25 protein-coding genes are annotated in these 25,861 nt (G+C 71.8%); 22 read left to right on the top strand and 3 right to left on the bottom strand.

What is annotated here, in order from left to right; all coding sequences use genetic code 11:
- Positions 1–18: 18 nt before the first annotated feature.
- Complete coding sequence (locus ABD332_RS40670; RefSeq protein ID WP_344508928.1) at positions 19–792, bottom strand: GntR family transcriptional regulator; 774 nt, start codon at positions 790–792, stop codon at positions 19–21.
- 175 nt (positions 793–967) lie between these two features.
- Between ABD332_RS40670 and ABD332_RS40665 the strand changes: the two genes are divergently transcribed.
- From ABD332_RS40665 to ABD332_RS40640, 6 genes are read left to right on the top strand one after another with little or no spacing between them, the layout of a single operon-like run.
- A complete protein-coding gene (locus tag ABD332_RS40665) occupies positions 968–2,218 on the top strand; it encodes an ABC transporter substrate-binding protein (protein ID WP_344508926.1) in 1,251 nt (416 codons plus the stop codon).
- Complete coding sequence (locus ABD332_RS40660; protein WP_344508924.1) at positions 2,197–3,147, top strand: carbohydrate ABC transporter permease; 951 nt, start codon at positions 2,197–2,199, stop codon at positions 3,145–3,147. The genes ABD332_RS40665 and ABD332_RS40660 overlap by 22 nt, the downstream gene beginning before the upstream one ends.
- Entirely contained in the window at positions 3,148–4,044 is an 897-nt protein-coding gene (locus tag ABD332_RS40655) for a carbohydrate ABC transporter permease (protein WP_344508923.1), read from the top strand.
- Positions 4,041–4,976 (top strand): N-acetylglucosamine kinase, encoded by a 936-nt coding sequence (locus ABD332_RS40650; RefSeq protein WP_344508921.1) that lies wholly within the window; start codon positions 4,041–4,043, stop codon positions 4,974–4,976. The genes ABD332_RS40655 and ABD332_RS40650 overlap by 4 nt, the downstream gene beginning before the upstream one ends.
- Before the next feature lie 14 nt (positions 4,977–4,990).
- The gene (locus ABD332_RS40645; RefSeq protein WP_344508919.1) at positions 4,991–6,214 is read left to right on the top strand and encodes a hypothetical protein; all 1,224 of its coding nucleotides are present in this window, start codon (positions 4,991–4,993) and stop codon (positions 6,212–6,214) included.
- Positions 6,207–6,956: a sugar isomerase domain-containing protein gene (locus tag ABD332_RS40640; RefSeq protein ID WP_344508917.1), complete on the top strand. Its 750-nt coding sequence runs from the start codon at positions 6,207–6,209 to the stop codon at positions 6,954–6,956. The genes ABD332_RS40645 and ABD332_RS40640 overlap by 8 nt, the downstream gene beginning before the upstream one ends.
- Before the next feature lie 158 nt (positions 6,957–7,114).
- Here ABD332_RS40640 and ABD332_RS40635 read toward each other — a convergent pair whose 3' ends face one another.
- Both ABD332_RS40635 and shbA read right to left on the bottom strand, forming a co-directional pair.
- Entirely contained in the window at positions 7,115–7,876 is a 762-nt protein-coding gene (locus ABD332_RS40635) for an anti-sigma-D factor RsdA (RefSeq protein ID WP_344508915.1), read from the bottom strand.
- 46 nt (positions 7,877–7,922) lie between these two features.
- Positions 7,923–8,501: an RNA polymerase sigma factor ShbA gene (gene shbA, locus ABD332_RS40630; protein ID WP_344508913.1), complete on the bottom strand. Its 579-nt coding sequence runs from the start codon at positions 8,499–8,501 to the stop codon at positions 7,923–7,925.
- 165 nt (positions 8,502–8,666) lie between these two features.
- Here shbA and ABD332_RS40625 point away from each other — a divergent pair, with 165 nt between their 5' ends.
- The 16 genes from ABD332_RS40625 (at position 8,667) to ABD332_RS40550 (ending at position 25,832) form a co-directional block, all read left to right on the top strand.
- Positions 8,667–9,620 (top strand): ABC transporter ATP-binding protein, encoded by a 954-nt coding sequence (locus ABD332_RS40625; protein WP_344508911.1) that lies wholly within the window; start codon positions 8,667–8,669, stop codon positions 9,618–9,620.
- A complete protein-coding gene (locus ABD332_RS40620) occupies positions 9,617–10,378 on the top strand; it encodes an MlaE family ABC transporter permease (protein WP_344508909.1) in 762 nt (253 codons plus the stop codon). Before ABD332_RS40625 ends, ABD332_RS40620 begins: the two co-directional genes overlap by 4 nt.
- 1 nt (position 10,379) lies before the next feature.
- Positions 10,380–11,183 (top strand): MlaE family ABC transporter permease, encoded by an 804-nt coding sequence (locus ABD332_RS40615; protein WP_344508907.1) that lies wholly within the window; start codon positions 10,380–10,382, stop codon positions 11,181–11,183.
- A complete protein-coding gene (locus tag ABD332_RS40610) occupies positions 11,180–12,472 on the top strand; it encodes an MCE family protein (protein ID WP_344508905.1) in 1,293 nt (430 codons plus the stop codon). The genes ABD332_RS40615 and ABD332_RS40610 overlap by 4 nt, the downstream gene beginning before the upstream one ends.
- 80 nt (positions 12,473–12,552) lie before the next feature.
- Positions 12,553–13,590 carry an MCE family protein gene (locus tag ABD332_RS40605; protein WP_344508904.1) on the top strand — a complete coding sequence of 346 codons (1,038 nt, stop codon included), beginning with the start codon at positions 12,553–12,555 and terminating at the stop codon, positions 13,588–13,590.
- Entirely contained in the window at positions 13,587–14,576 is a 990-nt protein-coding gene (locus ABD332_RS40600) for an MCE family protein (protein WP_344508903.1), read from the top strand. The genes ABD332_RS40605 and ABD332_RS40600 overlap by 4 nt, the downstream gene beginning before the upstream one ends.
- 1 nt (position 14,577) lies before the next feature.
- Complete coding sequence (locus tag ABD332_RS40595) at positions 14,578–15,810, top strand: MCE family protein (RefSeq protein ID WP_344508902.1); 1,233 nt, start codon at positions 14,578–14,580, stop codon at positions 15,808–15,810.
- On the top strand, positions 15,807–17,219 hold the full coding sequence (locus ABD332_RS40590; protein ID WP_344508901.1) for an MCE family protein: 1,413 nt from the start codon (positions 15,807–15,809) through the stop codon (positions 17,217–17,219). Before ABD332_RS40595 ends, ABD332_RS40590 begins: the two co-directional genes overlap by 4 nt.
- Positions 17,216–18,445 (top strand): MCE family protein, encoded by a 1,230-nt coding sequence (locus ABD332_RS40585; RefSeq protein ID WP_344508900.1) that lies wholly within the window; start codon positions 17,216–17,218, stop codon positions 18,443–18,445. The genes ABD332_RS40590 and ABD332_RS40585 overlap by 4 nt, the downstream gene beginning before the upstream one ends.
- Positions 18,446–18,468: 23 nt before the next feature.
- Positions 18,469–19,278 (top strand): hypothetical protein, encoded by an 810-nt coding sequence (locus tag ABD332_RS40580; protein WP_344508898.1) that lies wholly within the window; start codon positions 18,469–18,471, stop codon positions 19,276–19,278.
- Positions 19,279–19,293: 15 nt separating this feature from the next.
- Positions 19,294–19,785: a hypothetical protein gene (locus ABD332_RS40575; protein WP_344508896.1), complete on the top strand. Its 492-nt coding sequence runs from the start codon at positions 19,294–19,296 to the stop codon at positions 19,783–19,785.
- Positions 19,786–20,000: 215 nt separating this feature from the next.
- Positions 20,001–21,518, top strand: coding sequence for a hypothetical protein (locus ABD332_RS40570; RefSeq protein WP_344508894.1), 1,518 nt, complete (start codon positions 20,001–20,003; stop codon positions 21,516–21,518).
- A gap of 18 nt (positions 21,519–21,536) precedes the next feature.
- Entirely contained in the window at positions 21,537–21,974 is a 438-nt protein-coding gene (locus ABD332_RS40565; protein ID WP_344508892.1) for a hypothetical protein, read from the top strand.
- Between the two features lie 20 nt (positions 21,975–21,994).
- Positions 21,995–22,999: an FHA domain-containing protein gene (locus tag ABD332_RS40560; protein ID WP_344508890.1), complete on the top strand. Its 1,005-nt coding sequence runs from the start codon at positions 21,995–21,997 to the stop codon at positions 22,997–22,999.
- Positions 23,000–23,013: 14 nt separating this feature from the next.
- Positions 23,014–23,835 carry a protein kinase domain-containing protein gene (locus tag ABD332_RS40555; protein ID WP_344508889.1) on the top strand — a complete coding sequence of 274 codons (822 nt, stop codon included), beginning with the start codon at positions 23,014–23,016 and terminating at the stop codon, positions 23,833–23,835.
- Positions 23,832–25,832, top strand: a complete 2,001-nt coding sequence (locus ABD332_RS40550; protein WP_344508888.1) for a cation:proton antiporter — start codon at positions 23,832–23,834, stop codon at positions 25,830–25,832. Before ABD332_RS40555 ends, ABD332_RS40550 begins: the two co-directional genes overlap by 4 nt.
- Positions 25,833–25,861: the final 29 nt, after the last annotated feature.

Below are 25,861 nucleotides of genomic sequence, written 5' to 3'. Positions count from 1 at the left end.
CCGTCCTCCGGATGCGCGTCAGCCGCCCTGCGTCGGGGGGCTGACGTGCATCTGGATGGCGTAGCGGTCGCCGCGGTAGAGCGATCGGCCGTATTCCACGACCTTCCCCATGTTGTCGACGGAGATGCGCTCGATCAGGAACGCCGGGCTGTCCTCGCCGACCTCGAGCCGCTGCGCCTCGGTGTCGGCGAGCCGGGCGATGGTGACGGTCTGCCGCGCCGATTCGAGTCGCACCCCGAAGACGCGGCTCAGGACCTCGTACAGCGAGTCGTCGCGCTCCATCACCTTCAGCAGGCTGGGGAAGCGTGCCGCGGCGAGGTTCGTGCGCTCCAGCGCCATCGGGATGCCGTCCGCCGTACGGATCCGCTCGATGTAGTGGGTTGGGTCGCCGGGGGCGATGTCGAGGTTGGCGGCGACCAGTCGGGTGGCCGGGCGGGTGCGGGCGCGGTACGACTTGGCGCCCGGCGTCATGCCGCGCATCCGCATGTCCTCGCTGAACGAGCGGAAGATCTCCGAGTGGGTCAGCGTGGGGTGCTGCACGAAGGTCCCACGCCCGGGGACCCGCCGGACCATTCCCCTCGACTCCAGGGCGTCGATGGAGCCCCGGACGGTCATCCGGGCGACGCCGAACCGTTCGGCGAGGACCCGCTCGGAGGGGAGCAGCGCGCCGTCCCGCGAGTTCAGGACCATGGCGGTGAGGACGTCCCTGATGTGTTCGCCCTTGCCGGCGTGGTGCTCCGCCGGCAGCGGCTCAAGGGCCCCGTCGATCGGCTCGTGTCGCGGTCTTGGCACGGACCAGCTCTCCTTCCTCAGTGAGTGAAGCCATCGTACGGGCAATCGCCCGGTCGGCGGGGGAGGCCGACGCAACCGTTGACCGTCGGTCTATACCAGTATTAGTCTCGGCTGGTCTGCCACGTCCAGCAGGTGGGCCATGACGATCGGAGATGTGATGCCCGGAAGACGCGGTGTGTTAGGGGCGGCAGCGCTGCTCGCCTTCGCCCTTGCTGCGTGCGCGCCAGGCGGCGAGGGCGGCGGCGAGGCCGTCAACCTGAAGGTCTGGGGCTGGCGGCAGGAGGATGTCGCGGCGTACAAGAAGATCTTCCAGATCTACGAGAAGGCCCATCCGGGCCTAACCGTGGAGTACCTGCCCTACAAGAACACCGAGTACGACACGATCCTCAAGACCGGCCTCACCGACTCCAACGGCCCCGACGTGGCGCAGCTGCGCTCCTACGGACTGCTCCAGCCGCTGGTCGGCGCCGGCAGCCTGGTGCCTCTCGACGACCAGGTCGACAAGCTCGGCGGATTCCCGAAGCCAGTCCTCGACGGTGCGAGGGGCGAGAAGGACGGGCGCGTCTACGGCGTTCCGTTCGCGATCCAGACGCTGCACGTCATCTACAACAAGAAGATCTTCGCCGACAACGGCATCGCCGCCCCCACCACCTGGGCGGACATGATCGCGGGCTTCGACAAGCTCAGTAGGGCCGGCGTGACCCCGCTGGCGAACACCGTCACCGACAAGTGGATGCTGCCGATCGAGCAGGAGATCTTCGGCGCCGCCACGTACGGCGGGCCCGACTACCTCACCAGGATGCTCAGCGGCTCGGCCAAGTTCACCGACGCGCCCTGGGTGAACTCCCTCGAGACCTGGAAGAGCACCCAGAAGTACTGGCCGGCGCAGGCGTCCGGGGTGAGCTACACCGACGCGCAGGCGCTCTTCACCTCCGGGCGGGCCGCCGCGTTCCCTGGTGGCGTGTGGGAGCTCGCCGGATTCGCGAAGGCCGACCCCCAGCTCCAACTGGGCATCTTCAACGTGCCGCCGGCGCCCGGCGCGTCGGTCGACAAGACCCTCGTGCCCGGCTACGTCGACGGCTCGTTCGGCGTCTCGGCGAAGTCGCCCCACCGGGACGCGGCGCTGGACCTCGTGCGGTGGATGGCGACCCCCGAATTCGGCAAGGCACTGTCCACCGAGCTCGGTCAGATCTCCCCGGTGCCCGGCGTCGAGCCGCAGGACGAACTCCTGGCCCAGGCCCTCAAGGCGTACCAGGCGAACCCGAGCCCGTACGTCACCTACGCGTACTTTTCCAGCGGCACACCTACCGCCTGGGACCTCGCCTCCGAAGCGTTCTCCAACTACGTCCTCGGCCGAAGCAGCGCCGCCGACGCGGCCGCGCACATCCAACGAGGGGTCGATCAGTGGTTCCGACCCAAGAACTGACGGTCCCTCCTGCCCGGCGGCCACGCCGCCGGGCAGGACGGGTCTCGGCCGGGTGGATCACGACCTTCTGCCTGCCGGCGATCGCGCTCTACGGCCTCTTTCTCGTCGTACCGATCGTCACCGCCTTCTACTACGGGCTGTTCCGCTGGGACGGCACCCGGCAGGGGGCGTTCGTCGGAGTCGGCAACTACCGGGAGATCCTCACTCGCTATCCGCTGAGTGACGAGATTCCCGCCGCGCTCGGGCACAACGTGCTCTTCTTCGTCGGAACCATGGCGATCCAGAACACCGTCGGGCTCGGCCTGGCGGTGCTCCTGCACCGCAACCCCTGGGGCAAGCGGCTGTTCCAGACGCTCTTCTCGCTTCCGTACCTGATCAGCCCGCTGATCGTCGGGTACATCTGGTCGTTGCTGCTGAGCCCCACCTTCGGCCCGGTCAACTTCGCGCTGAGGGCGATCGGCCTGGACGCCTGGGCGCGCCCCTGGCTCGGCGAGCCGGACCTCGCCCTGCCCGTACTGATCCTGGTCAACGCCTGGCAGTGGATCGGCGGACCGATGCTCATCTTCGGCGCCGCCCTGGCCGGTATCCCCCAGGAGTTGGAGGAGGCGGCCGCGATGGACGGCGCGTCATCGGCCCGGACGTTCTGGAGCATCCGCTTCCCGCTCCTGATGCCGGCGGTCGGCGTGATCACCGTGCTGACCTTCATCGGATGCTTCAACATCTTCGACCTCGTCTACGCGCTCGGCGGTTCCGACGGCGGACCCGGCGGCGCCATGGACGTCCTGGGCCTGCTCTACTACCGGACCGCGTTCCGGGGCGGCAGTAACGCGATCGGAGAGTCCTCGGCGTTGGCCATGCTGATCTTCGTGCTCATCTTCGGCGTCTCCCTCGCCCTGGAGCGGGCGCTGCGCCGCCGGGAGGTCCACTAGATGAGCGTCGTTCGCACCGCCCCCCGCGCGGCACGGCAGGCCGGGGACGACCACCCACCCGCGCGCGGCACCCGCCGGCGTTCGCCGCTGCACGTCGCCGGCAGCCAGGTGCTCCTGTGGGCCTACGCCGCGATCGCCTTCGGCCCGCTGCTGCTGGTGCTGATCGGATCGCTGCGACCCAACGCGGAGATCCTCCGGACACCGGTCGGCCTGCCCCGCTCGTTCGACCTGACCAACTACGCCCGCGCCTGGCAGACCGCGTCGATCTCGACGTACTTCGTCAACTCCCTGATCGTCACCTGCGCCTCGGTGGCGCTGTGCGTCACCGTGTCGGCGATGGCGGCCTACGCCCTGTCCAGGTGGAAGTTCCGGGGCCGCGCCCTGCTGGCGGCGTTCTTCCTGTCCGGGTTGATGATTCCGGCGAAACTCGGCCTGCTGCCGGTGTTCTACATGTTCCAGTCGATGGGTCTGATCGACAGCCGGATCGGGTTGGTGCTGCTCTACGCGGCGAGCGGAATCCCGTTCTCGGTCTTCGTGATCATGGGCTTCATGCGGGGATTCCCCGGTGAACTGGAGGAGGCCGCGCGGATCGACGGCGCGCACGAGGGCCGGCTGTTCGTGTCGATCGTCCTGCCCCTGATGCGGCCGGCGCTCGCGGTCGCCACGGTCTTCCAGTTCGCGCCGACCTGGAACGACTTCTTCTACCCGTTGGTGCTGCTGCGCACTGTGGACAAGTACACCGTGCCGGTCGGGCTGACCCGGTTCTTCGGCGAGTTCGCCACCGACCGCGGCACCCTGTTCGCCGGACTCGTGATCGCCGTGGTACCGCTGGCCGTGGTGTTCGCGCTCGCGACCAAGCAGATTGTCGCAGGGCTGACCGCAGGGATGTCGCGATGACAACGACGATCACCATCGACGGCGGCAAGTCGGAACTTCGGCTGCTGCTGCGTACCCCGGCGGGCCGCGCGATCGGCATCGGCCCGGGCTTCTCCTACCGTCCGGACGAGGACGGCGTCGACCGGATACTGGCCGCCGTTCGTGGCGCCGCGGCGACGATCTCCCTACCCACACAGGTGGCCGGCGTGGTCGCCGGCCTGACCGGGGTACCGGGGGAGCGCGCCGAGCGCCGGCGTCTCGCCCTCGCCCTCGAGCGGCAGTTCGGCGGCCCGGCCGTCGTCGTGGAGGACAGTGTCCTCGCGCACGCCGGCGCTCTCGGTGGTCCCGGCGTGCTGCTGTGCGTCGGCACCGGGACGACCGTGCTCGCGGTGGACTCCGACGGCGACCACGTACGGCTCGACGGATGGGGTCCGCACCTCGGTGACCGCGGCAGCGCGTACGCCATCGGGCTGGCCGGAATGCGCGCCGCGACCGCGTCGCATGACCAGGTCGGACCGACAACCGTACTGACCGACCGCCTCGTCACGGCACTCGGCGGCATCGACCTGACGTCACTCCAGCGCTACTACCGGGACCCCGCCATGATCTCCCGCACCGCGGCCTTCGCCCGCGACGTGCTCGACGCGGCCGCCCAGGCCGACTCGGTGGCTGGCCTGATCTGCGCCCACGCGGCGACCGATCTCGCCGACGCGGCGCAGGCGGCAGCCGTCCGGCTCGATCTCAGCCGGGCGGCCCAGCAGGTGTCCTTCAGCGGACGGCTGCTGACCCCGGGAAACGCTCTCCACCAGGCGCTGGCGGCTGAACTTGAGACCAGGGGGCTGCCCCTGGTCAGCCCCAGAGCGGAGCCGCTTGATGGTGGTCCGGCGCTGCTGAGCGGTGTCGACCCCTACGCACGCCTGCTCGCGAGCCAGGGAACCGGTGGCGACGCATGAGGGTCGGACACGGGGTGGCGCGGCTCGAGGTCGTGTCCGGAGAACCCATGGGAGGTTATGCCGACCGATCCGACGGTGTCCAGAATGTGCTCGACCCGCTGGAGGTCCACGTCGTCACGTTCGCCGACGACGGCCACCGGTTCGCGCTGGTGGTCGCGGATCTGATCTGCGTCAATGGCGACGTCGTCGAGCGGATCCGGACCGCCGTGCGGGACATCGGCGTGCAGTCCTGCTGGGTCGCCGCCACCCACACCCACGCGAGCCCCGAGGCGGGCTGCAGCCCCGGCGGCGAGGCCACCCCACGGCACGTCGCCGACCGGCTTGAAGCCGCATCGCTCGCGGCCGCGCGGTCCGCCCTGGCGTCCGAACGCGCCGCCCGTCTCGGCTCCGCCCGCACACTGGTTCCCAAGCTGGCGAGTCGCCGTAACGTCGCCGACTCGGGCCCACTGGACATCCCCGTCGACACCATCGCGGTCACCGCGGGTACCGACGTGGTGGGGCTGGTCGTGATCTCTCCGGTCCACCCGACCATCCTTCCCGCCGACAACAACCATGTGAGCGCGGACCTGAACGGCGGCATCCGCCGGGCGCTGTCTGCACCAGGCAGGTGGGTGGTCGTCGCCACCGGCGCCGCCGGCGACATCAGTACTCGACACACCCGCCTGGGGCGGGGCCTGGATGAGGTGAATCGACTCGGCGCCTGGCTGGCCGGCCGGGTCGAACCGGTGCTGCCGCACGTCGGCGGGGACACCCCGACGCCGGTACGGCCACCGATCTCGCGAACCGTCACACTCGCCCCCAAGGAGCCTGCGGAACTCGACGTCGCCCTGCAACAGACGCCGCCGGGGGTCGAGGACGAACGCATCCGCTGGGTTCTGCAACAGGGGCGGCGGATCGCGGAGGAACAGGCCGCCCGCCGGCGCACCGAACCGTACGTCATCGAGGTGGAGGCGGTGGACCTCGACGGGGTTACGGTCGTGGCCGTTCCCGGCGAGCTGTTCTTGGAGCTGGGCGAAACGATCCGTTCGGCAGCGCCCGACCAGGTGGGGGACATCGTGGTCCTCGGCTATGCGAACGGTTACGTCGGCTACCTACCCGCCCGCGACACGCAACCCTGCTACGAAACCCATGTCAGTCCGGTTACCTCGGGCAGCGGCGAGATCGTCGTAGAGGCTGCCGTTGAAGCTGCCGTCGAAGCCGCCCGCGACCGTGAACATTCCAGGAGGACCAGTGCCTGAGCCTGCCTACGCCATCATCGCCCGGAACGCATTCGAACAGGTTCTGGCCGAGGAACTCGACGCTATCGAGGCCGCGGCCGGGTTGGTCACCGACGCCATCGCTGCCGGTGGCGTCCTACAGGCGTTCGGGACCGGCCACTCGCGGATCGTCACCCTCGAACTCGCGGGGCGCGCCGGTGGGCTCGCCGCCGTCAGCATGCTGGCGGTCAAGGATCTCGTGATGTTCGGCGGCGCCGACCCGGGGCCGATTCTCGACCCGACGTACGAGCGCGAATCCGGCCTTGCCGAGCGGATCTACCACCTCGCCGCACCGTCCGAGCACGACGCCTTCCTGATCGTCTCCAACTCCGGCCTCAACGCCGCCATCACCGAGATGGCGGCGCTGGCCCGCGAGCGCGCGCATCCGATCGTCGCGGTCACCTCACTCGCCCACACCCGCTCGGCCGGTGCACGGTCGACCCAGGGACCGCATCTTGCTGACCTGGCAGATGTGGTGATCGACAACCACGCACCGGCCGGCGACGCGGCACTGGAGATCATTCCTGGAGTACGGATCGGGGCGGTCTCGTCCCTCACCGGAGTCCTCATCGCGCAGTTGCTCACCGAACTGGTCTGCCGCAAGCTGCTGGATCGCGGCGTCGAGCTGCCGGTCCACGTGTCCGCGAATCTCGCTCAGGGCGATGCGCACAACCGCGCCCTTTACGAGCGCTACCGCGATCAGGTCCGCCCGATCGAACCCTGATCGCCCTGACGAAGGCTTCCAGGCGACGGGAGAGAAGGTGACCACCTCCCGTCGGCTCTTCGTCCTCCGGGTATGCGGCACCACAAGAGGTACCAGCATCCCCACAGACCGGCTGGTCCCTGAAAGGCTCGAGTTCATGCGGGGTGTTTGGAGTCGGTTCAGCCGGGGAGTCCGGGCAGCAACGACGACGGCAGCGGTGGCAGCGGCAGACTCGGCCCGGGCAGCGGCGGCACCTGCGGTGTCGGCAGGTCGGGGATGAGGGGACCGGGACCGGTCGTGGGGTCCCCGCCGCCCGATCCGGGGGTGTGGCCCGGCGTGGTGACGCCCGGCGACGGCGCCGGGGTCGAGGGGGTGACCGGCGTGGGCGGCGTGCTGGCGGGTGCGGCCGGGCCGGTCGCCGTCGGCAGGGAGCGGCGGATCTCCTCGATCCGGTCTCGCAGCCGCTGCCGCGTCGCCGGGTCTTCGATCCGTTCCACGTCCGTCGCGGCGACGTCGAGCAGGCGGCGGGCGTCGTCGTAGTGTCCGGCCGCCGCCGCGTCGCCGGCCAGTGCGATCGTGTGCTCCACCGCCAGGGCTTGGGCCTGCTGCGGGTACAGCACCCGGGTGAGCGGCCAGAGTGGATTGTCCGGTCCCGAATGACGGGCGCCGAGCGCCACGCCACCGAGGAGCACAGCGGCCGCCACGGCACCGGCGAGCATCCTCCGGACGCCGGTGCGGCGGCGGGCGGGCAGCGGCACCGGGATGCCGGACGGGAGGTCCGCGGGTAGGTCGGTGCCGAGGTCTGCCCTCCAGCCCGCCAGGAGGCCGGCGAACTCGTCGTCGTCCGGTGCCGGTTCGCCGCGGCCGAGGGCGTCGAGCAGCGCGTCGTCGGCCTGGATCTCGGCCAGGTCGACGGGCGGCTCGCCACTGCGCTCCGTCACCACGTCACCTCGCTCCGCTCGACGGCGCGGTCACGCGCCGGCCCGTTCACGCCGCCACCTCGCCCAACGTGTCGCCTGCCAGCGTACGCAGGCGGGCCAGCGCGCGGGACTGCGCGACCCGTACCGCGGGCGCGGACATGCCGACGATCGCGCCGACCTCGTCGGCCGGCAGCCCCACCGCCACCCGCAGGACGACGATCTCCCGCTGCGGCTCGGGCAGCTGGGCCAGCAGTCCGGACAGGCGCCGTGCCAGGTCGGTGCTGAGCGCCCGCTGCTCCGGGCCCGGTGCCGCGTCGGGCCGGTCAGCGAGCGTGTCGACCGGGGCCGTCCCGGCGTCGCGGACGGCGGCGCGCTGCGCGTCGGCGACCTTGTGTGCCGCGATCCCGTAGACGAAGGCGGTGAACGGCCGCCCCTGGTCACGGTACTTGGGCATCGCCCGCAGCAGCGCGAGGCACACCTCCTGCGCGATGTCGTCGGCGGTCGTGTACGCGCCGCCCACCCGCCCGAGCCTGGCCCGGCAGTAGCGGACGATGCCGGGCCGCAGCTCGGCGAGCAGCGCCGCCGTGGCGTCCGGATCGGCCCGCAGGGCGCGGTCCACGAGCTCTGGTTCGATCGTTGCCGTCATCGCGTTGGGTGCGCACCTTCGTTACCGGGGGGTTTCCGCACGGTAACCGGCGGCGGCCGATCCCACCAGCCGGACGGGTGGTCGCGAAAAAATTCCGGCCCGCGGTGTTACGCCGGGCGCCCGTGCCGCGATGTCACAGGCAACGGGTTCAGGCAGGAGGGCCGGATGGGCGTCGAGGTGCGTGTCGAGGCACTGGCGAAGTCCTTCGGTGCCCAGCCGGTGTGGGCCGACGTGAGCCTCACCCTGCCCGCCGGCGAGATCTCGGTTTTGCTCGGCCCGTCCGGTACCGGCAAATCGGTGTTCCTCAAGACGCTGGTCGGCCTGCTCAAGCCGGACCGGGGCGCGATCCGGATCGGTGAGCACGACCTGACCCGCCTCGGCGAGCGGGAGCTGTACGAGGTGCGGAAGCTGTTCGGCGTGCTGTTCCAGGACGGCGCGCTGTTCGGCTCGATGAACATCTACGACAACGTCGCGTTTCCGCTGCGGGAGCACACCCGCAAGCCGGAGCGGGAGATCCGGGCGATCGTCGCGGAGAAGCTGGAGATGGTCGGCCTCGTCGGCGCGGAGCGGAAGCTGCCCGGGGAGATCTCCGGCGGGATGCGCAAGCGCGCCGGCCTGGCCCGGGCGCTGGTCCTCGATCCGGAGATCGTCCTGTTCGACGAGCCGGACTCGGGTCTTGACCCGGTGCGCACCGCCTACCTGAACCAGCTGATCATCGACCTCAACCAGCAGATCGACGCGACGTTCCTGATCGTCACGCACGACATCAACACGGCCCGTACGGTGCCCGACAACATCGGGCTCATCTACCACGGCCAACTGGCGATGTTCGGCCCGCGCGAGATGCTGCTGTCGAGCACCGAGCCGGTGGTTCGGCAGTTCCTCAACGCGCAGCGGGTCGGGCCGATCGGCATGGCCGAGGAGAAGGACGCCGACGAGCTCAAGGCCGAGGCCGACGCCGGTGTCGAGCTTCCGCCCCTGCCGCCGATCCCGCTGCAACTGCAGCCGTCGGACGGCCTGCCGCGCCGGGCGGAGCGACCGCCCGGCGAATGGTGCTTCGAGCACGGCGTCACCCCGCCGCCGGGGTCCTTCCACACCGAACCGGGGCGGGTCCGATGACCGCGCCGCTGCGCCAGTCCGGGCTGTTCTTCGCGTTCTGCCTCGACGCGCTGCGGGGGCTCGGCCGACGGCCGTTCCAGGTGCGCGAGTTCCTGCAGCAGGCCTGGTTCGTCAGTTCCGTGTCGATCCTGCCGGCGGCACTCGTCTCGGTCCCGTTCGGCGCGGTGATCGCGCTGCAGCTCGGCTCCCTGGTCCGCCAGCTCGGCGCGCAGTCGTTCACGGGCGCGGCGTCGGTGCTCGCGGTGGTTCGCGAGGCCGGCCCGATCGTCACCGCGCTCATCATCGCCGGCGCGGGCGGCTCGGCGATCTGCGCCGACCTCGGGGCGCGGAAGATCCGCGAGGAGCTGGACGCGATGGAGGTGCTGGGCATCGACCCGCTGCACCGCCTCGTCGCGCCCCGGATCGCGGCCACGATGCTGGTCGCGGTCCTGCTCAACGGCCTGGTCAGCGTGGTGGGCGTGTCCGGCGGCTACTTCTTCAACGTCGTCATGCAGGGCGGCACGCCGGGCGCCTACCTGGCCAGCTTCCAGGCGCTGGGGCAGCTGCCGGACCTGGTCGTCGGCGAGATCAAGGCGCTGTGCTTCGGCGCGGTCGCCGCGCTCGTCGCCTCGTACAAGGGCATGACGGCACGCGGCGGGCCGAAGGGCGTCGGGGACGCGGTCAACCACAGCGTGGTCATCACGTTCATGTTGCTGTTCGCGCTGAACTTCGTCATCACCGCCGTGTACTTCCAGATCGTGCCGCAGAAGGGGAGCTGACATGCCGGTCCTGCGACACCTCGACAACCTCGGCGGGCAGCTGGCGTTCTACCTGCGGGCGTTCGCCTGGACGCCGCGGACGATCCGGCGGTACAAGCGGGAGGTCCTTCGCCTGCTCGCCGAGGTGAGCTTCGGCACCGGAGCGCTCGCCGTCGCCGGTGGCACGGTCGGCGTCATCTGCTTCCTCACCTTCTTCACCGGCACGGAGGTCGGGCTGCAGGGATACCAGGCCCTCGACCAGATCGGCAGCAGCGCCTTCACCGGGTTCATCTCCGCGTACTTCAACACCCGGGAGATCTCGCCGCTCGTCGCGGCGCTGGCCCTGTCGGCGACCGTCGGCTGCGGCTTCACCGCGCAGCTCGGCGCGATGCGCATCTCCGAAGAGGTGGACGCCCTCGAGGTGATGGCCGTGCCGTCGCTGCCGTTCCTGGTCACCACCCGGATGATCGCCGGTTTCATCGCGGTGATCCCGCTGTACGTGCTGGGCCTGCTCTCCAGCTACCTCGCCACCCGGACGATGGCGATCGTCTACTTCGGACAGTCGGCCGGCACGTACGACTACTACTTCCACCTGTTCCTCCCGCCGGAGGACGTGCTGTGGTCCTTCGGCAAGGTGCTGGTGTTCAGCGTCATCGTCGTGCTGGTGCACTGCTACTACGGCTACACCGCCAGTGGCGGCCCGGCCGGGGTGGGCGTGGCGGTCGGTCGTGCGGTACGCCTGGCGATCGTCTCGGTGAACGTCGTGGACTTCTTCCTGTCGCTGGCCATCTGGGGCGCGACCACCACGGTGCGGATCGCCGGATGAACGCGCGGCACAGATTCCTGGGCCTCGCCTTCGTGGCGCTGCTCGGCGCGGCGCTGAGCCTCGCGGTCCTGCAGTATCACAAGGCGTTCGACGACGTGACCTGGGTGACGCTGCAGGCGAGCCGCACCGGCATGCAGCTGAGCCCCGGCGCGGAGGTCAAGCTCTACGGCGTCGTCGTCGGCGAGGTGCGCACCGTCTCCAGCGACGGCGGCGGCGCCCGGCTGCGGCTCGCGCTCGACCCGGCGCTGGTGCCGCAGATCCCCGCCGACGTCAACGCCCGGCTGCTGCCCAAGACGCTGTTCGGTGAGCGGTACGTCGCGCTGGTGCCCCCCGCGCAGCAGACCAGCCGCCCGATCCGCGACGGGGACGTGATCCCGCAGGACCGCAGCGCGAGCGGCGTCGAGCTGGAGCGCGTGCTCGACGACGCGTTGCCGCTGCTGCAGTCGATCCAGCCGGACAAGCTCGCGGCGACCCTGGGCGCGATCGCCACGGCCCTCGACGGCAAGGGCGACCGGCTCGGCGAGCAGCTGGTTTCCCTGGACGGCTACCTCGCCGCGCTGAACAAGGACATGCCGCTGATCGCCGAGGACGTGCGCAGGCTCGCCAACGTCCTGGACGTCTACGACGGCGCGATGCCGGACCTGCTTGCCATCCTGCGCGACGCGTCGGTGACCGCCAGGACCGTCACGGACCAGCGTACCCAGCTCGCCGCGTTCCTTGCCGACAGCACGGAGGCCGCCGACGTGACCCGGTTCTTCCTCGAACGCCACGGCGACCAGCTCATCCAGGTCGGTGACGTGAGCCGGCCGGTCCTGGAGCTGCTGGCCGCGTACGCGCCGGAGTACCCCTGCCTGATGCGTGGCCTGGTCGCGCTGCAGCCGCGGGTGGAGCAGGTGTTCGCCTCCGGGCGGATGCGCATCACGCTGGAGATCACCCGCGACAACGGCAGGTTCGTGCCGGGCAGGGACGAGCCGGTGTACGGCGCGAGGAACGGCCCCGACTGCCGGGGCCTGCCGGACCCGCACGTCCCCGCGCCGTCGACCCCGATCAACGACGGGTACGACTACGGTGCCGCCCGGCCCGGACCGTCGAAGCTGCCCGTCGGGCTGATCCCGGGCGCGGTCCCCGCGGTGCCGCTGCCCACCGCCGACGCCGGCACCGCCGAGGAGCGCAAGCTGCTGGAGCCGTTGCTGGGCGCGACGATGGGCGTGCCGCCCGCCGAGGTGCCGGACATCGCGGTGCTGCTGTGGGGCCCGCTGCTGCGCGGAGCGGTGGTGAACGCGCCATGAGCGGTCCGGAGCGCAGCGGAGGGGCCGCTCATCAGGGGCTCAGCTTGAAGTTCGGGCGGCCGGAGCGAAGCGGAGGGCGCATGAACCGGACTGTGCTCGCACCGCTGGTGAAGCTGACCGTCTTCGCGGCCGTGACCGTGCTGCTGACCGCCCTGCTCGCACAGACGCTGGGCGCGTTCTCGACGGGCGGCACCCGCTACCGGGCCCACTTCACCGACGTCACCGGGCTCCTCGTCGGCGACGACGTGCGCATCTCCGGCGTGAAGGTGGGCGAGGTCCGCGACATCAAGGTCGCCGGCAACACCGTCGCGGAGATCGCCTTCACCGTGGCCGACGACATCCCGCTGACGACGAGCGTCCGGGCGAAGATCCGGTACCGCAACCTGGTCGGCCAGCGGTACGTGGCGCTGAGCGAGGGACCGGGCGACGGCGTGCCGTTGCGGCCGTCCCAGGTCATCCCCGAGTCGCAGACGACCCCGGCGCTGGACCTGACGGTGCTGTTCAACGGCTTCCGGCCGCTGTTCACCGCGCTGACCCCGCAGGCAGTCAACCAGCTCGCCTTCGAGATCATCCAGGTCCTGCAGGGCGAGGGCGGCACGATGGCGAGCCTGCTGCGGCGGACCGCATCGCTGACCAACACGCTCGCCGACCGCGACGCGGTGATCGGCCGGGTCGTCACCAACCTCAACGCGGTACTGTCCACACTGGACGACCACAGCGGCGACCTCGACGTGACGATCAGCCAGCTGCAGCAGTTCGTGTCGGGGCTCGCGGCCGACCGGCTGGCGATCGGCGATGCCCTGGTGAACCTCGGCCAGCTGACCGGGGCGACCGCCTCGCTGCTCGGTGACGCGCGGCCGACGATCGCCGCCGACGTGAACGCGCTCGGCACGCTGTCGGGCACGCTCAACGACAACGCCGCGGTCATCGACCGGACGCTCGGCGGGCTGCCGCAGCGGTACACCGCATTGACCCGCGTCGCGTCCTACGGCTCGTGGTTCAACTTCTTCCTCTGCGACTTCGACGGCAACGTGAGCGTGGCCGGGGGCGGCGACCTCAACCCCGCCACCTTCAGCTCCCAGGCGGCGCGGTGCCGGCAACCGGGAGGTGGCGCGTGAAACCGTTCCGGGAACGCAATCCGGTCGTGGTCGGCGCGGTCAGCCTGGCCGTCCTGGCGGCGCTGATGCTCGGCGCGTTCCAGCTCGACGCGCTCGCCGCGCTGACCGCTCAGGGTTCGTACCGCGCGGCGTTCCGCGACGCCAGCGGGCTGGTCCCCGGCAACGAGGTCCGCGTCGCCGGGGTCCGCGTCGGCAAGGTCACCGGCGTCGACCTGGCGCAGGGCAACACCGGACCGTACGTGCGTGTGCGGTTCCGGTTGGAGGACCACGACGTGCGGCTGGGCACCCGCACCGGCGCGACGATCCGGATCAAGACCGTGCTGGGCCAGAAGTACCTGGCGCTCGCGCCCGACGGGCCGGGCCGGCTCGCCGACGACGCCGAGATCCCGCTGGAGCGCACCGCCGGGCCGTTCGACGTGGTCCAGGCGGTGACCGGCCTGGCCGACACGCTCGACTCGATCGACACCACCCAGCTGGCGAACGCGTTCACCACGCTGGCGCAGACATTCGCCGACACCCCGGCGAGTGTGCAGCTGTCGCTGGACGGGCTGTCGCGGCTGTCCAAGACGGTCGGCGACCGCGACGCCGAGCTGCGCGAGCTGCTCGCCCGCGCGCACAACGTCACCGGGGTGCTCGCCGCGCGCGACGAGGAGTTCCGCGAGCTCGTCACCGACGGCAACGCGTTGCTGGCCGAGGTCAGCCGCCGCAAGGACGCCATCCACGACCTGCTGGTCGGCACCAACGCGCTCGCGACGCAGCTGTCCGGCCTGATCGCCGACAACCGGCAGCAGCTGGAGCCGGCCCTGCGGCAGCTGCGCGGCGTGGTGGCCACGTTGCAACGCAACCGCGACAACCTCGAGCAGACCATCCAGAGGATGGGGCCGTTCGTCGACGCGTTCGCGAACGTGGTCGGCAACGGCCGCTGGTTCGACTCGTACGTCAGCGGGCTGCTCCAGCCGTACCAGCCGACGACGGGAGGGCGCTGAGATGCGCAGGCGTCGTCTCATCGCGGCGGGTGTGGTGCTCGCCGTCGCCGCGGCAGCAGCCGTCGTGTTCCTGGGCGGGCGGCCGCAACGGCGTCTCGTCGCGCATTTCAGCCGCACTGTCGGCATCCACGAGGGCTCGTCGGTCCGGGTGCTCGGGGTGGACATCGGCGAGGTGGTCTCGGTGACTCCCCAGGGTCGCACCGTCCGCGTGGAGATGCGGTACGACGCCGACCGGCGGATCCCGGCCGGCGCCCAGGCGCTGATCATCCCGCCCAGCGTCGTCAGCGACCGGTACGTGCAGCTCACCCCCGCGTACAACGGTGGCGCGGCCCTGGGCGACGGCGCCGACGTGCCGGTGGAGCGCACGGCCGCGCCGATGGAGATCGACGACATCTACCGCGCGCTCGACGACTTCAACCGGGCGCTCGGGCCGGGCGGCGCCAACGCCGACGGCGCGCTCAAGGACCTCGTCGCCGCCGGGCGGGCGAATCTCGAGGGCAACGGCGACAACCTGCACGCCACGCTCGACGGGCTCGGCCGCGCACTGTCCACTGTGGCCGACGGGCGGCAGGACCTCTTCGGCACGGTCGTCAACCTCCAGCTGTTCACCACCGCACTCGCTGAGAGCGACCAGCAGGTGCGGGCGTTCAACCAGCAGCTCGCCGCGGTGGCCGGGCAGCTCGCCGGCGAGCGCGACGAGCTGGCCGCCGCCCTGCGCAGCCTCGCGACGGCGCTCGGCGACGTCACCACGTTCATCCGGGAGAACCGCGACGCGCTGAAGTCCGATGTGGACGCCCTGGCCGACGTGACGGGCATCCTGGTACGGCAGCAGAAGGCGATCATCGAGATCCTCGACGTCACCCCGCTGGCCTTGTCGAACCTCAACCTGGCCTACAACGCCACGTCGGGGACGCTCGACACGCGGGACAACGCGCTCGGGCCCTACGACCCGGCGAGCTACGTGTGCTCGGTCATGGTCGACCTCGTGCCGACGGAACAGATCCCCAAGGAGTGCTTCGCGCTCGCCCAGACCCTCAACGCCCGGGGGCTGCCGCTGACCGACCAGCTGCGCAAGCTTCTCGGGCTGCCGGCCGCCGCGCCGCCCGCCGCGAACGGCGCCGCGGCGCCCGCCCAGCCGGCCGCGTCCGGACTGCCGGCACCACCTGGACTGCCCGAGCTGCCCGGTGTCACGCGGGATCTCACCGTCGGTGGCATCCTGGGAGGCACGCCGTGAAGCGCGCCGGACGGCACCTGGCCGCGATGCTCGCCGGCACGCTCCTCGTGGGTGGCTGCGGGCTGCCCGACGTCGCCGGGCTCCCGCTGCCGGGCGGGGCGCCCAGCGGCGACGGGTACCACGTGACGGCCGAGTTCGCCGACGTCCTCGACCTGGTGCCGCAGGCCGCGGTGAAGGTCGACGACGTGACCGTCGGCAGCGTGGAGAAGATCTCGCTGTCCGGCTGGACGGCCCGCGTCCGGCTGCGGATCGCCCGGGACGTGCGGCTGCCCGCGAACGCGACCGCGGCCGTGCGCCAGACCAGCCTGCTCGGCGAGAAGTACGTGGCGCTCGACCCGCCGGCGACCGAGCCGCCGCGCGGCCGGTTGACCGACGGCGCGGTCGTGCCGCTGGCCCGGACCCGGCGGGCGGCCGAGGTCGAGGAGGTGCTCGTCGCGCTGGGCATGCTGCTCAACGGCGGCGGCCTGGCGCAGCTCAAGACGATCAACGAGGAACTGGCCAAGGCTCTCGACGGGCGCGAGCCGGAGGCGAAGGACGCGCTGCACCAGCTCGACACCTTCGTCGGCGGCCTGGACCAGCAGAAGGCCGACATCGTGCGCGCGGTCGACTCGCTCGACCGCCTGACCGGGCAGCTGTCCCGGCAGCGGGACGTCATCGGCACGGCGCTGGGCTCCCTCGCCCCGGGCCTGACCGTCCTCGAGGACCAGCGGGAGCAGCTCACCCTCGCGCTGACCGCCCTGGGTGAGCTGGGCCGGGTCGGCACCCAGGTGGTCGACCAGAGCCGCGACGACACGCTGGCGTCCCTGCGCGCGGTCCAGCCGATCCTCGAACAGCTGGTGAAGGCGGGCGACGCGCTGCCGAAGTCCCTGGACTTCATGCTGACGTTCCCCTTCCCGCCCAACATCACCGGCGCGATCGTCGGGGACTTCGTCAACCTCGGCGCGACCGCGGACCTCGACGCCCCGACGATCCTTTCGAACCTGCTCGTCGCGACCGCGCCGGCCGGTCCGGCGCCCGCGGCGACCGGCGGCGCACAACCGGGGAAGTCCAACCCGGGGACGGGTGGGAAGAGCCCGACGAAGCCGCCCGTCACCACGCCGCCGCTGCCCGGCGTGCTGCCGCTGCCGTGCCTGCCGGTCGGCGGGGTGCTGCCGCCCGGTTGGCAGCCCCCGTCCGGCTGCGACCTGCCGAAGGGCTGCACCCTGCTGCCGCCCGGCAGCGTCGCACCGCCCGGCAGCCTGCTCCCGCCCGGCGGCATCGTGCCGCCCGGCACCGTCTTCCCGCCCGGAACGGTGCTGCCGCCCGGCACCGCACTGTCGCCCGGCTGCCTGCTGCCACCCGCGACCGGCGCCGTCACCGGGCGGCAGGGCGGGCTGCCCGACGTTCTCGGAGGAGGGCTGCTGCCATGATCCGACGCTCCGCCAAGCTGCAGGTCCTGGCGTTTCTCGTGGTCGGGCTGGTCGGCGTCGGCTATGTCGGCGTCACGTATGTCGGGCTCGGCGACCGGCTCCTCGGCCGCGGGTACGTCGTCCACGCCGACTTCGCCGAGGCGGGCGGCCTCTTCGCCAACGCGCCGGTCACCTACCGCGGTGTGCCGGTCGGCAGGGTCGAGGCCGTCACGCTGCACGACGGTGGCGCCCGGGCACGGCTGCGGCTGGACGACGGCGTCCGGGTCGCGAGCGACACCCGGGCCGTCGTCGGACAGCGCTCCGCCGTCGGCGAGCAGTTCCTGGACCTGCGCCCGGACACCGACGCCGGCCCGTACCTCCGGGACGGCTCGGTCATCCCGCGCAGCCGCACCGGCGCCCCACTGGCCCCCGAGACGCTGCTGGCCAACCTCGACGCGCTCGTGCGCTCCGTCGACCCGGCCGCCCTGTCCGTCGTCATCGACGAGCTCGGCACCGCCTTCGAGGGCAACGAGCAGGCGCTGCGCCGCATCCTCGACGCCGGCGACCTGATCCTGCGAGAGGCGTCGGCGAACCTGCCGCAGACGCTCACCCTGCTGCGCGACGGCCGCACCGTGCTCACCACCCAGGAGGAGTCCTCGGCGGCGATCCGGCAATGGGCGAGCGGACTGGCGCAGATCGCCGCGACACTGCGCTCGTCCGACCCCGACCTGCGGCGGCTCATCACCGACGCGCCACCCGCCGCCCGAGAACTCGTGACGCTGCTGGACGCGCTCGACCCCACGATCGGCACGCTGCTGGGCAACCTCGTGTCGGTCAACGGCGTCGCGGCGCGCCGCCTGCCCGGCATCGAGCAGATCCTCGTCGTGTACCCGATGACGGTCGCCGGCGGCTTCACCGTCACGCCCGGGGACGGCACCGCCCACCTCGGCCTGGTGCTCAACGTCGACGACCCACCGCCCTGCAGATACGGGCAGGGCACCCGCTGCGGCGCCGCCGACCAGGCCCGGGGCTCGAGCGTCCGGGGCACGAACAACGTACCGCGCCCGGGCGGCAGCGACCCGCCACCGCCCGGCCCGTCGGACGAGACCGGCGGGTACGACCCGGCGTCCGGGGTGGCGTTGGGCACGGACGGCCACCCGCTGCTGTTCGGCACGACCGGCGGGCAGTACGGACTCGCCGGGGACCAGTCCTGGAAACAGCTCCTGCTCGCCGGGCTCGCCCCGTAGCGCACCTTCGGATGGAGGCAGTTGTGTCCGCACCTGAGCACCGAACGCTGAAGCTTGTGCAGGGCGGCGCGGCCGGGACCGAGCTCCCGCCGCGCAGTGTCCGGCGCCGCACGGCCACCCGCCGCACGCGGCGGCAGCGTGACCCGATCACCGCGGTCCTGCGACAGCTCGGCGAGGAGCCCGTCCTGCCCGACGACGCCCCGGCCCCACCGGACGCGACCGAGGCCACGACCGAGTCCACGACGGAGCAGAAGCGCGCGCCGGAACCGGGTAAGCGGGTCAGGCCGCGACCGCACCGCCGCACGGTGCAGCGTCGCGAGCCGGCCCCGCGCAGCCGGCTCCGGTTCTCCCGGCCCGCGCTCAGCACCGTCGTCTTGGTGGTCGTCATGTGCGTGGCCCTCACCGGGGCGGGCGTCTTCGGCAGCCGCTGGTACGGCGACCGGATGCTCGACCGCGCCCACCAGCAGGCACTCGCCGCGGCGAAACAGACGACCGTCAACTTCGTCTCGGTCAGCGCCGCCAGCGTCGACCGCGACCTGCAGCGGATCGTCACCGGCGCCACCGGCGACTTCCGCGACGAGTTCACCCGCGGTCAGACGCAGGTGCGGGCCGCGATCGTGGAGAACAACGTCGAGTCGCGCGGGACGGTGCTGCGCGCGGCCCTGGTCTCCGGCGACCGCAGCGCGGCCGTCGTGCTGGTCGCCGTCGACGCGACCGTTCGCAACGCCAAGTCGCCGGAAGGGCGCGCCTCGCACTTCCGCATCCAGGTCGACGTCGCCCACGACCGCGGATCGGGCCGCTGGCTCGTGTCCCGGCTGCAGTTCGTCGGCTGAAGCAGGAGGTCCGTCATGCCGAGGTTTCCGAAGGGGTACCGCAAGGGCGTCGTCGCGCTCGCCCTTGCCATCGCGCTGGGTCTGGGTTTCGCCGGCGTGGGCTGGTACGAGCACCAGCAGGCGCACCAGCGGGACGTGGCGGTCCGCCAGTCGCTCACCGCCGCAACCGCCGCCGCGCAGGCGATCTTCTCGTACGACTACCGCAGCTTCGACACCAGCGTCGCGAACGCGCGGACGTTTGTGACCGGCCAATTCGCCGACGAGTACGGCCGGACGACCGCCGCACTCAAACCCAACGCGGTGTCGGAACAGGCAATCGTCCGCGCGGCCGTGTCCGCCTCCGGCGTCGTCAGCGCCGGCCCGGAACGCGTCGAGTTGTTGCTCTACCTCAACCAGTACCGTCGCAACACGAACATCACGGGTGAGAAGGTCGACCAGAACCGCGTGGTGCTCACCATGGTGCCCGTCGACGGGGCATGGAAGGTCTCGAACGCCGTCGCCATCTGAGCGCCCAGCGCAGATCGTCGATGTTGTCCTCCACAACCACGTAGCGGTCGCCGGACGGGACAGCTGCCACGACCCGCCGCCCTAAGATCATCGATGTGCACCGCCGCGGCGCGGGCAGCGGTGCGCCGGGCATCGCGGGCGGAAGGCTCCAACCGGGAAGAGGGGCCGCAGCGTTTGTGTCCGTGTGCTATCCGTATGTGCACACGGATCGGGGGATGCGAATGCAAGCTGGCGAGCTGACGTCTGCGCTGCTGGGTGCCGCCACATGGTCGGATGCCATGGTGGAGGCCGCGGGCATACCGGTTGTCGACGTGCCGTTCGTCTCCGTCGGTGGGGGCATCGGGTCGTTCGTGACCGTCGACTATCTGCGGGTCGCGGGGGTGCCGGTGTCGGATATCCGCGTCCTGTCCAACATCGACCATCCCTGGCAGACCTACCAGTACCTGACCCGGGTGTCACAGATCCCGGAGCGGGAGCGGATCCGGTCCGACTCGTCGTCGCGGCCCGACAACATCTGGGGTTTCCCGTCGTACGCGCTGAGCGAGGCCTGGCGGGACCGCACGCTGCGGCCGCTGGTGCACGTCCTCGGTGAGCCGCTGTTCGCGGACTACTGGACCCCGCGGGCCGGGGACGTGTTTGCCGGAATGCGGCGGGAGTCGGCGCGGATCGGGTACGAGCAGATGCGCGTCACCGGAGTCGTCCGGCTGGTCCGGCGGCGCGACCAGGGCGGCTACTTCACGATCCTCACCCCGCCGGCGGGCAGCGGACCCACGAAGCGGGTCGCCTACCGGTCCCGGTTCGTGCATCTCGCCGTCGGGTATCCGGGGCTGCGGTTCCTGCCGGACCTGCAGGCGTACCGGGAGCAGCACAACGACTTCGAGCGCGTCGTCAACGCGTACGAGCCGCACGAGCACGTGTACGAGTTCCTCAAGACCCGGCCGGGCACGGTCCTCGTGCGCGGCGGCGGGATCGTCGCGTCGCGGGTGCTGCAGCGGCTGATGGACGACCGGGAGCGGCACGGGCTGCAGACCACGGTCGTGCACCTGTTCCGCACGTTCGTGACCGGCGCACACGGCCCGCACCTGTGGGCGCGCCGCAAGGGCGGCGACGGCTTCGCGTACCAGGGATTCAACTATCCGAAGTCGGTGTGGGGCGGGCAGCTGAAGGCGCGGATGCGGCGTCTCGACGGGGAGGAACGCGCCGCGCTGTACCGCGAGATGGGCGGCACGAACACGCCGAAACGCCGCCGCTGGCAGCAGCAGATGCGCAAGGGCCGGGTCGAGGGCTGGTACCGCGCGTCGCAGGGCACGGTCCAGAAGGTGTGGCCGGACACCGACGGCACGCTCGTCAGTCTGGTCGACGGCGACGCCGGCAGCCGCGAGATCCGCGCCGACTACATCATCGACTGCACCGGCCTGGAGGCCGACATCGCCGAGCACCGGGTCCTCGCCGACCTGCTGGAGCACGGCGGCGCCGGCCGTAACCCGCTCGGCCGCCTCGAGGTCGAGCGGCACTTCGAGGTGAAGGGCACCGCGAGCGGCGACGGCGCGCTGTACGCGTCCGGCGCGACCACGCTCGGCGGCTACTTCCCCGGCGTGGACACGTTCCTGGGCCTGCAGGTCGCCGCCCAGGAGATCGCCGACGACCTGGCCCGCCGCGGCTGGTGCCGGCGGATCGGCCCGGTCCGCTCGACGGCGCAATGGGTGCGCTGGGTGCTCGGACGACCGGTCTGAAGGGGACGGAGACAGCTGATGGTGCCGATTCTGCTGGGTCGTATCCAGACCCGGATCTTCCTGCTCGCGATCGTGGGTTCGGCGGTGACCGCCCTGCTCACCCCGGTGCTGCCGGGCGACGGCGCACTCGCGGACCGCTACCGCACGACGTTCATCGTGCTCGCCGCCGTCGCCGTCCTCGGCATCGGCTGGGAACTGCTCTATCACCTGATCATGCAGTTCCGCTGGGAGAAGGACTGGCCGTCGTTGTTCGGCCTGTTGTCGGGTGTACCGGAGGCGATCGTGCTCTGGCTGCTGCTGGACGCGGAGCTGGTCCCCGGGATCGCGGCGGTGCCTCCGCTCGCGGCGTTCGTCGTGCATTTCACCGTGGTCTGGGTCGCCGTGTGGCTGGCCGCGAACGGGCCGATGCGGGTGCCGTTCCTGCGCTGGCGCTTCCGCGGTGGGCGGCTCACGTGAGCGCGCCGATGGTGCAACCGTTGCCGGGCAACGGTCTGGTGGCCAGGGCCGGTGACCTGTTCGTCGTGTGTGAGCCGGCCGGCTGCGAGGAACTGCTGGCACTGCTCGACCGGGTGGCGGCCGACGGCGGCGACGGCGCCGACCTGGCCCGGCACACCGCGGAGCTGCTGCCGGCCGGCGAGCTCAGCTGCGCCGCGGGCGGGATGACCGGCGACGGCGGTGTCGCGGTGTTCGTCTGCGGGCACGGCGTGGCCGAGCTGGCCGGCCCGCACGAGGAGGTCCGGCTGTCCGGTCCCGCGCCGCAGCAGCGGCAGGTCGCCGGTCCGGTCTCGCGGCTGCGCCTGGCGCTACCCGGTGCGGGTGCCGCGCATCCGTACGCCCGCCTCGGCGCCGGCGTGGTCACCGGTGCGGGTCTCACGGCCCGGTTCGCGCGGCCGCAACCGGCTCCGCCGCCGGCCCGAGCTGAGGACAAGGGTGCGCCGTTCCAGTCGGTACTGCTGCTGCCCGGGCAACCCGTGCCGCCGCCAGACGACGTGCCGGTGGTCGACACCGTCGCCCTGATCGAGGGCGTGGACTGCAAGAACGGCCACTTCAACGATCCCGGGCTGCGGTTCTGCCAGCGGTGCGGGATCGGGATGCTGCAGGTGACGCACGTGACCCGGCTCGGGCCGCGGCCGCCGCTGGGCGTGCTGCTGCTGGATAACGGGATGACGCTGCGGGTCGACACCGACTACGTCGTCGGCCGCGAACCCGCGCAGGACCCCGACGTGCTCGCCCGGCGGGCGCGCCCGCTGCGCATCGCCGACTCGCACGGCGGCATCTCCCGCCGGCACCTGCGGGTCAAGCTCGCCGGCTGGGAGGTGCGGGTCGTCGACCTCGGCTCCGCCAACGGCACCTACCTGCAGGCACCCGGCGAGGCGGAGGCGCACCGCGTGCCACCCGGCGACTCGACGGTGCTGCGGCCCGGCTCAAAGGTCCTCTTCGGACGCCGCTGGCTGCGGTACGAGTCGCACCGCAATCCGTGAAGCCCGTGAAACCCATGACCTGGAAGCCAGAGGGGAGCGCCGCGCAGATGCACGGCATAGCCGACTACGAGTTCGTCCGGCCGTTGGGCTCCGGCAACAACGGGCGGTTCTTCCTTGCCCGGCGCCCGCAGCGGCTGCCGGTCGACGTCGAGTATGTCGCCGTCAAGGTGCTGTCGGCCGAGTCCACCGACACCGCGTTCCGGCGCGCGGTACGGGAGCTGACCGCGTTCAGCACCGTGCAGTCCCCGCACCTGGTCGCGCCGTTCGACGCCGGCCAGCAGGACGGCAGCTTCTACTATTCGATGGAGTACTTCCCGGCCGGTTCGCTGGCCGCGCCCGCGCAGCCGGTGACGACCGCCGAGGCGCTGCGGGCCGTCGCCGACGCCGCCCGGGCGGCCGCCGCCCTGCACGCGGCCGGCATCGTGCACCGCGACCTGAAACCCGGCAACGTGCTGCTGCACCCGCAGGGCGGCAAGCTGTCCGACCTCGGGCTGGCGCAGGTCTTCGCCGAGGGCGTCACCATCACCGGGATGGGGCCGCTCGACTCGGTCGAGTACATCGACCCGGCCGTCCTGATGGGCGGTCGCAGCGTGCCGGCCACCGACGTGTGGTCGCTCGGCGTCATGCTGCACCGGGTCGTGGCCGGCACCGGTGTGCACGGCGACCTGCCCGCCGGCGACGGCCTGCTCGCGCTGCGGCGGGTCCTGTCGGTGCCGCCGCAGCTCAGCGACCGGCTCCCCGGGCCCGTCGCCGCCCTCGTCCGCGACTGCCTCGCCCCGGCGGGGGAGCGTCCGTCCGCGGCCACGGTCGCCACCCGGATCGACGGGCTGGCATGACCGCGCACGCTGTCGGGCAGCTGTTGCTGGGGCTCGCCGCCATCATTCTGCTTGCTCGTCTCCTCGGGTTGATCGCCCGCAAGCTGGGGCAGCCGGCCGTGATCGGCGAGATCCTCGCCGGGGTGCTGATCGGGCCGTCCCTGTTCGGCACCACCGTCAGCGACCTGCTGTTCCCGATGGACATCCGCGGCGCCCTGGCCGGGCTCGCCAACGTCGGCCTGGTGCTGTTCATGTTCATCGTCGGCTATGAGGTCGACCTCGCCGCGGTCCGCGGCCGCCGGCGGGCCGCCGTGTCGGTGTCCATCGGCTCGGTCGTGCTGCCGCTCGGCATGGGCATCCTGCTGGCGCTATGGCTGGCCGGCCACCACGGCGTCACGGACGTGGCGCCCTTCGCCCTGTTCATCGGCGCGGCGATGTCGGTGACCGCGTTCCCGGTGCTGGCCCGCATCCTCACCGACCGGGACATGCTGCGCACCGAGGTCGGCGGGCTCGCCCTCGCCAGCGGCGCGGTCGACGACATCATTGCCTGGACACTGCTGGCCGGCGTCGTCGCGTTCGGCGCCGGCGGCGGTGACGTGCCGTGGCAGATCCTGCTCGCCGTGCCGTATGCGCTGGTGATGTTCCTCGTCGTCCGGCCGTTGCTGCGCCGGCTGCTGACCGCCCGCGACCGGGCCGGCCGGCTCACCCCGGACATCCTCGGCATCATGCTCGCCGGCCTGCTGCTGTCGTGCTGGGCCACCGAGGCGATCGGCGTGCACGCCATCTTCGGCGCGTTCGTGTTCGGTGCGGTCATGCCCCGCGCCGGTGGCGAGCAGTTGCGGCACGAGACCCTCGAACGGCTCGAACAGGTCAGCGTCCTGCTTCTGCTGCCGGTCTTCTTCGTCATCGCCGGGCTGCGCGTCGATTTGTCCACTGTGGGCGCGACCGGCCTGACCGACCTCGCGCTGATCCTGGCCGTGGCGATCACCGGGAAGTTCGCCGGCGCGTACCTCGGCGCCCGGCTGAACCGGATCGCGCCCCGCCGGGCCGGGGCGCTGGCAACGTTGATGAACACCCGCGGCCTCACCGAGATCGTCATCCTCACGGTCGGGCTGCAGCTGGGCATTCTCGACGAGTCGCTGTTCTCGCTGATGGTCGTGATGGCTCTGGTCACGACCGCGATGGCCGGTCCGCTGCTCGCGGTCATCTACCCGAAGACGGCCGTGGAACGCGACGCCGCGGAGCTGCAGCGGGCCGCGCTCGGCGGCGCCGGCGCCTACCGCGTGCTCGCGCTCGTGCCCGCGGGCGCGGCGGCGGCACCGCTGGTCTCGCTCGCCACCGACATCGCCGCCCGCCGTGACCCGGCCGAGGTCGTCCTGAGCCGGGTCCTGCCGTACGCGCAGGCCCGGGTCGAGGTCGGCACAGGCCTGTCCGGTGATCTGCTCGCGATGACGTCGTCCATGGCCGAGCTCGCCGATCTGGCCGCACCGGTGCGGCAGCGGGGACCGGCGGCGCCCGTGCTCGCCCGGTTCAGTGCCGACCCGGCCGCGGAGATCCTCACCCAGGTCGGTACCGCCGAGCCCGACGTCCTGGTCGTCGACGCCGGCCAGGACGGTTACCAGGCGCTGCTTGACGCCGTCGGACCGACCCTGGTCACCGTGGTGACGGAGCCGCCGCAGTCGTGGAGCGCGGTGCTCGTGCGGGCCGGTGGCGGTTCCGGTGGTTCCGGCGTTTCCGACGGCGAGGCGGCTCTGCGCGTCGGCGCCGAGCTCGCCGCCGCGCACGGCGTCGAGCTGATCGCGGACACCGGGGGCAAGCCGTCCCGCCGCATCGCGGCCGTCATCGAGGAGCTCGGCGCCCGCACCGCGCCGATGCCGGACCCGGCATCGGCGCTGGTCATCACCGCTGGTGATACGGGGACGGCGCATCTGCGGGTACAGGGTCGCCGGGAGCCCTCCGCAAAGCGCAGAATCACGTCGACCACAACGCCGACACCCGCGGGAGCACCACAGCAATGACGGGCAACCAGGCACCACCACCGGGATCG

This window comes from Dactylosporangium maewongense (genome assembly GCF_039531485.1).
In the GTDB taxonomy this organism is placed as follows: Bacteria; Actinomycetota; Actinomycetes; order Mycobacteriales; family Micromonosporaceae; genus Dactylosporangium; species Dactylosporangium maewongense.
The sequence above is the reverse complement of the archived record's forward strand: the minus strand, read 5'-3'. Positions and strand labels throughout refer to the sequence as shown.